We start from the raw sequence: 14,116 nt of genomic DNA on the forward strand, positions 1-14,116 counted from the left end.
TCGACGCACTCCGGACAAGTAACCTCATGGGCGCGGCATGCAGGATTAACCGAGCCCAGCCGGTCATGAGTGCGGCCGGCGCTCGGCTGCTCGATTTATTTGCGCGATAAGCTCGCGACCATGTCCGCGGAGGTATTCAAACTTAACGCTGCGTCCGGGAGCTCTTGCCCTCCAGTTTGCGACGCTCCCCCGCCCATCCAGTGATCGTTTATTTCGTCGGATAGTTTGACCCGGCTCTACCGAATCGCCGCTTCAGGATCATTCTTTCCGATTTCGTCACGCTCGTATTTCTGCCGCGTCCTACACCGATTGGGCGCGAACAAAACTGAGCGCCTTGGAACCCGAACCCGTGCGTCGTGACCGGGAGCATCCGGGGCGAACTCATCCGCTCGGGGGCATCGCATCACCGGACGGCGACAGGCACGGTCGACCGGCATCTCGGCATCGGCTGGGAATTCGTCCATGGTCTGCATTGGCGACGACGCTTCCTGAGGCCACGTAGCCCTTATGCCAAGCTGGGCGCCCGGGTCGAGCGCGTAATGACGACAATTGCTTCGCTGCAGGTCAAACGCTTTCCGGGCCACCTGCAAAGTCTTCACCCGGCCGTACAGCGCCCAAGACCACTGATGTGATCGACAAGAGCCTTTTTGATAAATCTGCGCTATTCTCCTGTCGCGCACGGACGACCGCGTGGCGAAGAGCAGGGTCCGAGATGAGAGCCCTGCCGCGCAGCTTCTATCGTCGCGCCTCGTTTGCGGCATCCGTGCCTACCCTCTTCGGACCTCGTGGGTTCCAACCGGCGACGAGGCGTGCATAGGCGCCCTCGGCCTGCTCCACCCAGCGGCGCTCTTCTTCCCGGTGGCTCTTTATGTTGTAGGCGTGCGCTCCCTTTTGGCCGCGCACAGCCTTGCTCCCGGCCTTGAGTTCCACATCGCGCAAGCTTCTTGGCATGCAGGGAGGGTCGAGCCCACGCGTAACTCTCGCCCTTCTCAACAGATGACAGATCACGACAGAGAGTTTGCGTGCGGTTGCCACGGCCGCGACATGCTGTCCGCGCCGGGCTCGCACGCCGCAGGGAGAAGGCTCGCAACGGTCCGGGAGCACGAGCGGCCGCCCAGGCCGCCTCGACGAGCATGCCGCGCGCATGACCACGGCCCTGCTTGGTGATCCGCCCATGGTAGGCCGGACCTGGCCGGACTGCTGGACGCTTGGGTTCAACCCGAGATAGGTCACGAGCTTCTGCGGATCGTCGAAGCGCGACACGTCGCCGATCGCCGCCCTTCATCGCCAGCGCGACGGTGATGTCGACGCCGGGAATGGTCATCAGCCGCTTCACGCCTTCATCCTCGAGAGCCGAGCGGACAAGATCGCGTTCGATGACCTGGAGGTCTTCGCCCAATCGGTCGAACTCGCGCAGATGCCCATCGATCGCGAGGCGCTCGTCCTGCGGTACGACCTGCTCGATTAACCAGGTCCGACCCTTGGCGCCGCACAGGTCAGCATGCGGGCAGGACGGATCAGGTGGCTATGAAGGATCGACTGGATGACGCTCTTCAATCGAGATCTCTGTCGGACAATCTGATTGCGCCGTGTCACCTGTCGACGCAGAGCCTGCGTCGGCTCGTCCGCAATCCAGACTTCTGGCAAGAAGCCGCTGGCATAGAGCTGCGCAAGAACGTCGGCGTCGATCGTCGTTTTGATCTTGGCATAGGCAACGATAAACACCTGTTTCGGCTTGGCGATCCCCACCTTCTTCACATGCGGCGCAACCACAGCTGCAGCGGACGTCGCGTTGCCGGTGGCCTCGATCACCCCGACATCGTTCGGCGACAGCTTCGCGGCGAACGCCGCCAGCAGATCGCGCCGCATGTCGACGCGGCCGAGTCGCCTGAGCCTGCCCTCCTCCCATGCCACTGCTTCGGCGAAGGCGCGGTGAATATCCAGTCCGATGATAAGCATGCCCGTTCCTCCTTCTTGGCTCGGTCAAAGACGGGAGCTGGCGGGCAACACGACATCTACTGATCCGCGCTCGCAGCGCATCCGGGAAAGTCGCGAGGGGCGGCCATGTAACGAGCTCGGGCTCTCAGCCCACGGTCTATTGACGGCCTGCCTGCACCTTTGTGCTCCCGGTGCCCCACGTCCCGGATGGGCTCACCATAAGGGCGTTCCAAAACAAGAACAGCAGGACGAGAAGGCACCACAGATCACATACCGGATAGCGGCAAGGCCAAGCGCTTCGTTCAGATAGGCTTGCGCCAATGGGCTTAGGCCGAGCCTACAACAGCTCTCAAAAACGCTGCCGGACTGCTGCATTGGCTCGCCGATACAATTGGCACAGGCCTCACGGCAGCTTAGGATCAAACCGCCCATCAGTCGCCTCGGACTGGAAAGGTGCACCCTATTAGGTTCCACGCCTAGCTAGGTCGGGGCCGCCGAAGACGCTGGTTGATAGACCGGCGCCATCGGCCCGGCGTTTCAAACTGCCAATCTCTGACCTGCACAGTACGAACGATTGCTCGCTTCGGCAGATCACGCGGCTCATATGTCGGACCTTAACGTCATCCATCATAAACTTTTTGCGACAAAAGATTGCAAGAATGCTAAATTGTTAAAGTCGTTTGTTTCGGTTAAAGGCATCCATCCCATGGATGGCTGATGACATGCGTTTCAAAGGACTTGATCTAAATCTCCTCGTTGTGCTCGACGCACTCCTGACGGAGCGTAATCTCTCGGCGGCGGCACGCAGGATTAACCTGAGTCAGCCCGCCATGAGTGCGGCCGTCGCCCGACTGCGCGATTATTTCCGCGATGAACTGTTTACGATAAGAGGTCGCGAAAGATTTCTAACCCCGCGTGCGGCAGCATTTGCCCCCGCAGTTCGCGACGCTCTCCAGCACATCCAGTGCTCGATTATTTCTTCGGATCCGTTTGACCCAGCTCGAGCCGATCGCCTCTTCAGGATCATTCTTTCCGATTTCGTCACGCTCGTGTTTTTCGAAAAGCTTGTGGAGCGTATTTCACGGGAAGCCCCCGCCGTCAGCTTCGAACTGCTGCCTGTCGACGATAGCCCCGATGAGCTTCTCCGGCGCGGTGACGTCGATTTTCTAATTCTACCGGATATGTTCACGTCGAGTGTGCATTCAAGCGTTGCGCTGTTTGACGAGAAGCTCGTGTGCGTAGGCTGTCCCACAAACAAGCAGCTGCCACAGCAGCTTACATTCGAGAGATACATGTCGATGAGGCACGTCGCGGTCAGGTTCGGGCGTACGATGAAGCCGTCTATCGAGGAATGGTTTTTGCTTGAGCATGGCCTTAAGAGACGTGTCGAGGTCGCCGTGCAGGGCTTCAGCATGATTCCACCTATGGTGTCCGGCACAGCTCGTATAGCGACCATGCCCTTACGGCTGGTCAGGCATTTCGAAAAAACGTTCCCCCTGCGGGTTATCGAACTTCCGCTGCCATTTCCCACATTCACCGAGACCCTCCAATGGCCGGCCCTCCACAATAGCGATCCGGCAAGCATCTGGATGCGGGAGATAATGATACAGGAGGCATCTCGGATGGCTGCCCCGCTGTGAACCCACGGAAAATTCAGGCGCACCTATAGTCACTACTCCTGTCACCATCTACTTTGACGACAATAGCCCTCGCCGGATAAAGTCGATGCTGGCGGCAAGTGCGCCTGCGAGATCGTCCAGAGAATGGACTTCCTCGACCAGCTCGAATGAGAAAGGTCCCGCGTAGCCGCCATCCAGCAGCGCCTGAATCTGGCTGCCATTGTCGGAACCTGCAAGAAAGCGATCGGGGTAAATCCAGAAGGTCGGGTCGTTTACGCTTGAAATGTGCACCAGGCCGGTAAGCTCGCAGAACAGGCATGTCTCCCCGGCCAGGGTGTGGTGGAACGTGTCGTGCACGAGGCGAAAGACGGACTGGCCATCAACCGCGGCAACGGCCTCGGCCGCTTCCTTCTTTGATCGAAGCGAGCAGGTTCGGAAACCCAGCGGCTCGATGAGACCGATCAGACCCCGCGACTGGAGGATTGGCTTGATCTCGTTTAGAGCGAAACGAAGATTGTCCTGGCGCTCGCTATTGGTGGGCCACGAGCTGCGGTTGGCCGGCACCAACACGAGCGTCTCCGCCCCGCACGCCGTCGCATAATCGGCGAGGTTGCTTGCCTCGGCCTGACGCGTTGGAGTCCAGTCGTTGAACCGCTGCAAGGCGTTGACAGAGATGATCGTGACGCCCGCTTCGGTAGCGGCCAACCGAACGTCCGCAGCCGGAATGCCGCGTGCGACAGGATTGCTGAAATGAGGGTAACGGATTTGGACGTCGGTCAGGCCTTGGTCACGGGCAAGCGCGAAAAGCGCACTGACGTCAAGGCGGGGCGCCGCCATGTGATCGAGTGCAAAGCGGGGCGATACCTGGCGCATTGCTTGACTTTCCTTCCATGAAGCGCGGCTGCCATTTCGGCATCCGGCTTCTTTCAAGACGGAACCACGCCGGTTCACAGATCGGACAGAGACGGCCGAGTCAATCGAGCTTTCCTTTCATCGGTGAAAGGAAAATGGGCGCTCATGATAGAAATCCATCAAGGTCAAATATTTTCCGGAAGATAAATGTCGAACGGCAGAAATGTCTGCCCCGGGCTCTCCGCGACGCCGGCTTTGATGGCCCGCTCCATTGCCATTATCAGCTCCTGGCAAAGTCGGCGCATTGGCGTGCCGACCGCCATCGTCAAGATGTCATCCGCAAGCGCCCCACGTGACTGCGGCGTCATTTCACTCACGATCGCGACGAGATCCTGACCGCTCCCCTCTTCTCGGAGCGCGGAAATTGCCCCCTCTATCCCCCCGCCGGCCATATAGAAGCCGACGAGCTCTGGTTCCCGCTGCATAAGATCCAGCAATTTTTCGTAAGTGAGCTGCCGTTCATCAAGGTTCACGAGCGCATCAAGCACCTCGAATTTTGGCGCGTTCTCACGAAAATACGCACGAAAGGCCGTTTCCCGCGTCGCATGCGCCTGGAAGCGATGGCTTCCGACAAACACCGCCACCTTGCCGGGCCGTTTTGCGGCCTTGGAAAACACCCAAGCGGCAGTCCGTCCGACCTTGCTGTTGTTGAGGCCGATGTAGCCCTCGCGCACGCCATCGGCGAAGTCGGATAGCAGCGAAAATACCGGGATACCTTTCGCCTTGAGCTCCTCGACTGATGCTGTGATTTTCGGGTGATCGGCCGCCACCATGGCGATCGCCTGGCAGCGGCTCCCAAGGTCCTTAAGAAGCGGGAGCAGGTCACGCGGCAAATGTGACTGCGCGAACTCGATGATCGGAAGGCCGTGGAAGGATTTAGCCATACTGACCGACTCTTCGATCTTGCGAGCGAAATCTTGGTAGAAATCGTGGGTAGGTTTTCTCAAGATGAAGCCCAGCTTGTAGTGCGGCAGGTGCTGCTGCAAGCGCTGTTTGATGAGACCGGCAGCATGATAGCCGATCGCGTGCGCGGCCGCATGGACCCGCTGGGCGGTCTCCTCTCGCACCGGAAGGCGGACGTTCAGAACCCGATCGACTGTTGCTACGCTGACTCCGGCTTCGCGGGCGAGATCGGCTATTGTGACGCGCTTTCCCCTAGCGATTCTGATCGGCCGGTCCTCCATCATCCGGTGCGCTCCCGCGACGGCTTGGGGCGGCAAGCTGAAATAGTTCCCCCACCCCGCGGATAGCGCATTCGACGAACAGCGCTCCATGCGCACCCAGATGAGTCTCCGTGAACCGTTCGTTTGCTTAGGGGCTTCATGGTGTTGTATTACTCACTGCGTTAGTACTCTATTTCCAGCGCTCTTTGGAGGCTGGCAATTCGACTGTTGTGTCAAGGCCGCTACTTACACGTCGCGCTGTTGCGATCTTGCTTGCGGGGAGCCAGTTTGATGTAACCCTAACCGCGGAAAGCGGTTTCCATCCGTGACTGGTCCAATTCGCCTTCCCAGCGAGCGACAACGAGCGATGCCACCGCATTACCGACTAAATTCGTCAGCGCGCGGCATTCCGACATGAAGCGGTCCACGCCAAGAATTAGAGCCATTCCGGCAACGGGAACACTCGGCACGACAGAGAGAGTAGCGGCCAATGTGATGAAGCCGGCGCCGGTGACGCCTGCCGCACCCTTCGAGGAAAGCATCGCAATTAGCAGCAGGAGGATCTGATCGGCAATTGACAAATCTGTGTTCGTCGCCTGGGCGATGAAGAGGGCGGCGATCGTCATGTAGATATTGGTACCGTCCAGATTGAATGAGTATCCAGTAGGGATGACGAGACTTACGACCGAACGGGCGGCGCCGGCCTTCTCCATCTTCTCCATTAGCGAGGGCAGCGCGGCCTCCGAGGAGGACGTTGCCAGGACAAGCAGCAGCTCGTCCTTGATGTAGCGGACGAGAGAAAAGATCGAGAAGCCGTTGTAGCGGCAGACCGCGCCGAGAACCCCGAACACGAAGAGGAAGGCGGTAAGATAGAACGTCGCGACCAGTATCGCGAGGTTGGCCACCGAACCGATTCCGTATTTGCCGATCGTAAAGGCCATTGCGCCGAAGGCGCCGATGGGTGCAGCCTTCATCAGAATGCCGACGAGCTTAAAAATGGGGGCGGTAAGCGCCTGGAGAAAGGTAACGACCGGCCTGCTCGTCTCTCCGGTCATCGCCAAAGCAATGCCGAACAGGACCGAGAAGAACAGGACTTGCAGGATGTCGCCTTCCGCGAAGGCACTGGCAATCGTTGACGGGATGATGTTCATCAGGAAGCTGGTCACGGACTGCTCGTGAGCCGTGGCCACATAGCCCTTAACGGCTTGGACATCGAGCGAGGCCGGATCGATGTTGAGGCCGGCGCCAGGTTGAACGATATTCGCGACAATCAGTCCGACAACGAGTGCAAGTGTCGAGAAGGTGAGGAAATAAACCATCGCCTTGGCGGCAACTCGGCCGACCTTCTGCAGATCGCTCATGCCGGCAATGCCGGTCGCAATTGTCAGGAAGATGACAGGTGCGATAATCATCTTGACGACTTTGATGAAGGCATCGCCGAGCGGCTTCAGGCTCTGGCCGGTTTCCGGATAGAGGTAGCCAATTGCGGCTCCCAGGACTATGGCGGCAAGCACCTGCACGTAGGTCCGGGCAAAATGGGGCTTGCGGGGCGCTGCGATCGCGCGGGGGACTCTTGGAACCAACACCGTTTCTCTCTCCCTGACCGGATCGGGGTGGGGGCTCCTCCTTCTCCCATGCTGCGCTCCGGTCGAGCGCTGCTGTCATCTCGGAGCAAGCGCCGTGCCAACTGGAGGCCTGTCCCGTCCAGCGAGATTGGTGCGGGTTGCGCACTGGAACCCTCCACCTTTGCCGGAATTTGCACTCAAGGCTCGCCAAAGATCGCGTCTGAAGAAGTGCTTCGCCAGAGAGGGAATTGACCAGGTCGCCTTGCGGCCGTGTCTTTGATGTCTGCCGCAGATCGACTGCCGGCCGATATCTCTGTCGTCTTGGTGACTTTGGTTTGTCAGTTTTGCGACGGAATGCGCGCAAACTGCAGGATATCCTACACGCCCATCAGAGCACGCGGTACAAGCGATTAAGCGTAGGAGCGCATTGAATCTCCGAGGTCAAAAAATCTTGAATAAGGTCCCCGTGCGAAGTGAATCCGCAACTCGTCAAAGTTCTCCACCGTTTGATCCAGCGGTCGCGTTTCCTGGCGCTGCAGGATGGCGTTATCTGATGGCTCAAGCGCTGGAACGCCCAGGAAATCCCAAACCGCTCCCAGGCATTGGGCAGGTTCGTGAAGTAGGCTCTCGTATTCCATTACAAGCAGGTTGGTCGACGTGAAGGAGTCCATAACGCGAGCGTGAAAATCGTCGGCGGCTTTGAAATAAGCCTCACAGTCGGCGATTGACAACCTGACGCTCGGTGGCCGAGCGGTATCGTTGTCCCAGCTGAACTTCAGCCAGTGACCGCTTTCCCTGGCCTGCACAAAGGATCGGAGCGATTCCAATACGTTTCGGCGAACAACAAGGATGACCTTGAGTGCTGGCCAACGAGCCAGTTCCGCAAAGAATGCGGGACGCTCGCGAAACTGAGGTTCATTGATCTTGCATCCAAGATGCGTCACATTCTTGTAGTCGCGCATAGGGCAGCGCACATAGGCAAGCTCAAGAAGCTCGCGATCCGTGCCTAGCAGGCGATCAGTGCTGGGCCAATTGGGATCATATTCGTTTAGCAACTCACCGTTACTCAAAACGGTCGGATGCTCGTTTAGCAATTCTTCTAAATAGTGTGTTCCGGTCCTTGGCATAGCAAGGATCACAAAAGGCTCAAGAGTTGCTTCGTTGTGGGTCATTGCATGTGTATCCAACTAAATAATGGCCGCGACGGTCTGTGGACGCGCACAAGAAGCTTGGCTGCTATCGATTGAACGCTCCGGGTGGGTCCGCGCCTCACCATCCAGCCTGTTCTTCGAGGTGTGGTCGCGAAGCTGGGCGGGTGCCTGCAGCGGCTGGGTGGCGCCCGGCTTCGGCGTTGTACCACTCGCGATTCCTAGCATACGCATGCCTCCGGGCCGCTGTGGGCAGTTTGCATCCGGCATTGCGGACCTCCTTCTGGTTAATGGGTGTAAGCAAGCGTCAACGCATTAGTCGTCGATGAAACAGTCCAGCCGACAGAAAAAAAGGCAATACAGCGAACATGCAAAGTGCGCCTATATGCAGCCCTACATTGTCGCCCAGGCGGCCGAGCATCACCGGACGGATTAGCTCGATAGAATTCGCCAGGGGCGAGAAGGCCGCAATCTGCTGAAACACTCCTGGCAATTGGCCGACTGGAAAAACCGCGCCCGAAAGGAACAGCATGGGTGTGATGACAAGCGTCTGATAGAAAATAAAATAGTGATAACTGGGCGCGAGCGCGATGACGAGCATGGCCAGGCTCGCAAAGGCGAATCCGGTGAGAGCGACGACCGGTAGCACGTAGAGAACCGACGTCCACGCGGCATAACCTAGCGCGGCCGCAACAATCGCAATTGTCGTACCGGCCAGAAAAGCCTTTGTGGCTGCCCAGGTCAATTCACCGAGAACGATGTCGCCGAGGGTAAGTTGTGTGTGCAGGATTGCTTCCCAAGTGCCCTGATCGCGCATTCGACCGAAAACCGCGTAAATTGTTTCGAAGGTTGATGCTGTCATCGCGCTCGTCGCAACCATGCCGGCTGCCAGAAAGGCGATGTAGGATGCACCTTCGATGCGGCCTACCAACAGTCCAAGGCCAGTGCCGAGCCCGAAAAGGTAAATCATCGGATCAGCAAGGGTGCCGAGCATTGAAGCAAATGCCACCTTCTTCCATGCCAGATGATTGCGGCGCCACACCGCCATCCAGTTCCAGGCGTTGGCGGGTAGAGCGGCCGCAAAACGTTCACCCATTGCTCACTTCTCCATCTCACGTCCGGTTAACCGCAAGAAAACGTCCTCCAGACTGGGTGGACGCTCTAGAATACGCAGACCCGCTCGACCGCGAAGCTGGATGCGCACATCCTCCGGCTCAGGCGCATAGCAAAAGAGCGTCTCGCCGCTTACCTCGACACGCTGAACGTACGGTCTGATCAGCGAAATCAGCTCCTGTGGATTACCGCCGAAGATCTCGATCACGTTGCACCCAATGTACTCGTCGATCAGCGCATGAGGACTGCCCTCGGCGATCTTGCGTCCCCGCTCGAGAACACACAGCCGATCACAAAGCCGCTCAGCCTCTTCCATGAAATGGGTGGTCAAAATGATCGTTTTTCCGCTCGCCAGCAGGAAACGAAGTCGCTCCCAGATCAGATGGCGGGCATGCGGGTCGAGGCCGGTCGTGGGCTCATCCATCACAAGCAACTGGGGGTCGTTGATCAGAGCACGTGCCAGCGTCAGGCGCCGCTTCATCCCGCCGGATAGCAGGCCGACACGTGAATCCGCCTTGCTCTCAAGGCGAGCGAACTCGAGCAGCCGTGGGATGACGGCGTTGATCTCTCTTGTACTCATGCCGAAGTAGCGCCCGAACACCAACAGGTTCTCACGTACCGTAAATTCCAGGTCGAGATTGTCGAACTGCGGGACCACGCCTATGCCCTTGCGGGCCAAGCGGCTGCGTGCCGGCACTGGTAGACCGAGGACTGTTATATCACCCGCGTCAGGCCGGGTCATACCGAGGAGCATACGCGCAATCGTGCTCTTGCCTGCGCCGTTAGGCCCCAGCAGACCGAAGCACTCTCCCGATGCAACGGTGAAGGACAGCCCGTCCACAACGAGCTTGTTTCCGAATAATTTGGTTACGCCGGTAAGGTCGATTGCTACATTGGACATGCGTCTATCTCAAGCGGAATGAGTCCGATTGGCCACCGGCAGCTTACTTGCGAATTCTGGTTCAGAGCAGGCCACCGCCTTGAGATGACACCTTTGGAAAGTCGCGGCCGGAGCGACGTGTGTATCGCTTCCGCCAAAGAATAACGTCAAGATGCCACGTGTCGCTTCCACATAGTCCCCGTTCTGACCATAGGTAACTCGACAAGCTTCACCCCGTGTCGACTGACACAACTTACTCGGTCACTCGGCGCTGCAAGGCCGTCAGACTTCACTAGCTGTGAGCGAAAGATCTGCAGTATGAAGTGACTCCGCAATTCCAGAATTGCCCGCAGCATTTGCTCCGCCAAGCGGCATCGCGCTTGTGATTTCCTTTGTGCTGCTGTTGGGCAGGGGAACACTTTTACGCGACAGCCAATCGCTATTGCTCAATGTACACAGGGCGTAAGCCTTCAAGGGGATCAACAGGAATATCCTGATTAACGCGTGCATTGAATAGCCGATGAATCGAAGCTGCCGAGTGCGGAAAGATAACACCGTAGATCTGATTATGGTCATCGTGACAATAGCCAGCACCGTCCACCAATTTACTGTATGTGAAAATAGTAACTCACCGAGCGCCGTTACTACCGCGATGCCGAGCAACAATGGGCCGAGATTCTCTCCCATCACATCCAAAGTTAGATAGCGATCCAGGCCACGCAGTAGACCTCGCGCAAGCATCGTGTCCCGGAAAGTGCTTCGTGCCCAGCGGAGTTGTTGGCGCAAATAAGGTCCCATCTTGTCCGGAACGACTGTCGCCGCGACGGCACCTGGAACGTACTCGGTTCGAAAGCCTGCTTTCAGCATGAGGATCGTAAGATGACGGTCTTCACCGAAGTCGCTTGGTTTCCCCCTGAACAGCTGCGTCTCGTATTGATCCAGCAGAGAAAGGAGACAAGACCGGCGGTACATTGCACATGGGCCGCAGCAGCACATGACCGCACCAAAGCGACCTTGCGCCGCGCGCTCCTCATTGCAAGCCAGCCAGTATTCCATATCGATCAATCGGGTCAACCAAGTGTCGCTGCGGTTGTATGCCGTCAGCTGGCCCATGGCCGCTCCGACCATGGAATCCCGCATTTTTACTGCAAGCTTCGTGATGACGTCGGACGCAAGTGTCGTGTCAGAGTCGACGCTGAGCACGAAATCTCCAGATGAGCGGCGGATGGCGGCGATCTGCGCCTTGCGTTTGCCAACATTTTCGCGGAGCAGAATGAAATTGAATCTCGGGTCGCCCTCGTAGGCGTGATGTACCGGGATGACGGCATTACGATTTCCAGAACCGTCGTCAACCAGATAGACCTGAAATGTTCCGGAGTAATCTTGATTTGCAATGGAAGCTAAACACGCCGCGAGTGTGCGCGGGTCCTCATTGTAGCAGGGGATAATGACATCCACGCTCGGCCAACGGTCGGATCCGAACAAGCTTTCCGACGGCGGCGTAACATTTTCCGGTTGGGAGTAGACCGCTTGCATGCCTCTGTAAACAGTCGAGAGCACCGCATAAGACGAAACGGCAACAGTACTGGCTGTGGTGAGAAGGTCCATAGGATCTCTGTTTGTTCAGGGATGTTGAGGAAGTGATCGGATTACAAATCCGCGGCCGTGCAATTCTGGAATTAGGCGTGACAACGCTGTCACCGTCTGGTCGCGCAGACTGGCTTGATTGCCTGGTTGCAATTCGTCGGGAGCGCACCCGTCGTGCAACAGCACGATTGCGCCCGGCCGGATATCGGCGAGCACTCTGTCGACGATGGCGTCAACGCCGGGGCGAGACCAGTCGCGTGGATCAATGGACCAATGGACGGGCGCCAATGCCTCACCCGCTAATGCAGCGATTACTTCTTCGGTCCAGATGCCATAGGGTGCACGAAAGTACCGAACCATGGCCTGCGGGCAAGCCATCCCTATGACTCTGTTTGCCTCAACTATCTGGCAGTCGACTTCGACGGACCCGCATTTAGCTAGGTCCGGATGAGTCATCGTGTGGTTGGCTATACCGTGGCCGTCTGTAATAATTCGGCGAACGAGTTCCGGCTCGTCGGCCGCGTAGGCCCCAACAACGAAGAAGGTCGCCGGCACCTGATGTTGCGCCAGCACATTGAGTATCTGCGGTGTGAAAAATGAATTGGGACCGTCGTCAAACGTCAGATAGACGCTGCGCTCTGCAATGCGATCGGCATTGTCACTCTGCCCTTCGCATATGTAGTCCAGAGGCTTCATAGTTCCGGACCGTTCCGGTCGATCAGGGTACCAGACGGCCACTCGTCCATCGAGCGTCCGATCGGCGAAACCAACACGAGTACGTCTTCCAGGCGCGTGGGCGGCAGGTCGGGATGCACATCTGGACGGGTCGACCGTACGCGAACGCCCGACACAATGTTCGCGAGGCCGGCTCTGCAGAATCTTTCGACATGGTTTCGCAGCGCGTGCCGAACCGTGCCGAAAGCGAATGGAACACCCAACTGATGGAGCACTGGGTACGCCACGCGCATCGAAAAACCGATTCCGAGCCCTTCAAGATCCGGACGAACCGCGTACAGGCCCAATTCAGCGACGATCAAGTCGACCTCGCCAACTTTGATGAAGCGCCGCAGCATGCCGATGTGAGCCGCTACCCCATGCGCGTCGTAGCCGATTGCGCGGAATTCCGGCCTCGCGCCGGCCCAACTGCGGCCGCCTTCGAATGGCTCCGCGTTGAAGGCGCCAGTCCGTCCATAGGTCTTTCGAAAAAAGTCGGAGAGTTCGACATGGTCGGCCAGTTGCAGCTCATTTTCCCAGCACAACTTCCACTCGACATTCGGACGCATGGAAGACCTCACCTTGTAGCTGTCTGGTTGAGATAAATGTCCAAGCATTGATTAAATAATTGGCGTCGCGCCAACGGGGCGTAACTTGTGGGGACCGCCGAAAGACCAAGCCGCAATGCAGATGCGACTGACTTTGTACGCCCCGCACACCAGATGATGCTCCTCAGATCCAACGCAACCATCGGAACTACCTATCTTTCCAACTTGAAGCGCTTCTATGGGACCTGCAGCAAAAACGGTAAAATCCTTTGTTTAGATGAAAGGTATCCACGCTTTGGATAACTGGGCGAATGCGTTCCATATGGCTGGTCAATTATCGTCGTCACGCTCGAGGCACTTCTGACGAAGCGCAAAGCTCACGCCCGCGGCACGCGCGGCCGTTGCCGGGCCGCGCGATTATCTCCGTAAGAGCCGAGTGGAGCTCAGACACGACGATTGATCAGAATCTGATTCGCGGGTTCAGTATCTCTTTCGTGTATCCAGCTCTGGGCTGTCCTTTGGCGGGAGTTAGGTTCGCCCAGGTTCTGAGCCTGGGGCGTTGGCCCGTTCGCCGCGCAGGCTCCTTCGCACATCGTCGAGGCCGAGAAAGAGGGGCCACACAGCTCCCCCTGTACTTTCCACCACCCGACACCAGCGCTCACCCAGGGCGCCGGCCTTGCTCACCTCAACGGATAGCGCACTCGCGCCGCTTCACGATTAAAAGAATTCTACAAGCAAGATGCCTGTTTGATCGAGAGACGTCCGCTGCCAATTCCCGCATCGCAGAGGCAGCCAATAGCGCTCGCTTTACATAGTGGTCCGGCAAGCAGCTAGATACGACAGGTGACCTCAAATGAGGCGTCTTGCATGGCTTCTACACCTGCCTGAATGCCAGAACTGCGTTCGTACCGCCCATGGCGAAGGCGTTG

Annotated in this window: 10 protein-coding genes and 1 pseudogene; 1 reads left to right on the top strand and 10 read right to left on the bottom strand. The window is 58.0% G+C overall.

Going from position 1 to position 14,116, the window contains the following annotated elements; genetic code table 11:
- Positions 1–735 precede the first annotated feature (735 nt).
- Positions 736–1,959, bottom strand: a pseudogene (locus P9272_RS34940) (IS110 family transposase).
- Between the two features lie 701 nt (positions 1,960–2,660).
- Between P9272_RS34940 and P9272_RS34945 the strand changes: the two are divergent.
- Positions 2,661–3,578: a LysR family transcriptional regulator gene (locus tag P9272_RS34945; protein WP_063170390.1), complete on the top strand. Its 918-nt coding sequence runs from the start codon at positions 2,661–2,663 to the stop codon at positions 3,576–3,578.
- A gap of 48 nt (positions 3,579–3,626) precedes the next feature.
- On the opposite strand, the gene P9272_RS34950 is transcribed toward P9272_RS34945, so the two are convergent.
- From P9272_RS34950 to P9272_RS34990, 9 genes are all read right to left on the bottom strand, one after another.
- Complete coding sequence (locus P9272_RS34950; RefSeq protein ID WP_063169395.1) at positions 3,627–4,430, bottom strand: TIM barrel protein; 804 nt, start codon at positions 4,428–4,430, stop codon at positions 3,627–3,629.
- Positions 4,431–4,594: 164 nt separating this feature from the next.
- On the bottom strand, positions 4,595–5,656 hold the full coding sequence (locus P9272_RS34955) for a LacI family DNA-binding transcriptional regulator (RefSeq protein ID WP_051695606.1): 1,062 nt from the start codon (positions 5,654–5,656) through the stop codon (positions 4,595–4,597).
- A gap of 275 nt (positions 5,657–5,931) precedes the next feature.
- The gene (locus tag P9272_RS34960; RefSeq protein ID WP_210326678.1) at positions 5,932–7,215 is read right to left on the bottom strand and encodes a dicarboxylate/amino acid:cation symporter; all 1,284 of its coding nucleotides are present in this window, start codon (positions 7,213–7,215) and stop codon (positions 5,932–5,934) included.
- Positions 7,216–7,607: 392 nt separating this feature from the next.
- Positions 7,608–8,369: a sulfotransferase domain-containing protein gene (locus P9272_RS34965; protein ID WP_063169397.1), complete on the bottom strand. Its 762-nt coding sequence runs from the start codon at positions 8,367–8,369 to the stop codon at positions 7,608–7,610.
- Between the two features lie 283 nt (positions 8,370–8,652).
- A complete protein-coding gene (locus P9272_RS34970; RefSeq protein WP_063169398.1) occupies positions 8,653–9,441 on the bottom strand; it encodes an ABC transporter permease in 789 nt (262 codons plus the stop codon).
- A 3-nt stretch (positions 9,442–9,444) separates the two neighbouring features.
- Complete coding sequence (nodI, locus tag P9272_RS34975; protein WP_024505873.1) at positions 9,445–10,359, bottom strand: nodulation factor ABC transporter ATP-binding protein NodI; 915 nt, start codon at positions 10,357–10,359, stop codon at positions 9,445–9,447.
- Between the two features lie 261 nt (positions 10,360–10,620).
- Entirely contained in the window at positions 10,621–11,946 is a 1,326-nt protein-coding gene (gene nodC / locus P9272_RS34980; RefSeq protein WP_063169399.1) for a chitooligosaccharide synthase NodC, read from the bottom strand.
- Between the two features lie 15 nt (positions 11,947–11,961).
- Positions 11,962–12,621, bottom strand: coding sequence for a chitooligosaccharide deacetylase NodB (gene nodB, locus P9272_RS34985; protein WP_063169400.1), 660 nt, complete (start codon positions 12,619–12,621; stop codon positions 11,962–11,964).
- A complete protein-coding gene (locus tag P9272_RS34990; protein WP_063169401.1) occupies positions 12,618–13,208 on the bottom strand; it encodes a NodA family N-acyltransferase in 591 nt (196 codons plus the stop codon). Before P9272_RS34990 ends, nodB begins: the two co-directional genes overlap by 4 nt.
- Between the last annotated feature and the right edge of the window lie 908 nt (positions 13,209–14,116).

This window comes from Mesorhizobium sp. WSM4976 (assembly GCF_029625685.1).
Lineage (GTDB): Bacteria > Pseudomonadota > Alphaproteobacteria > Rhizobiales > Rhizobiaceae > Mesorhizobium.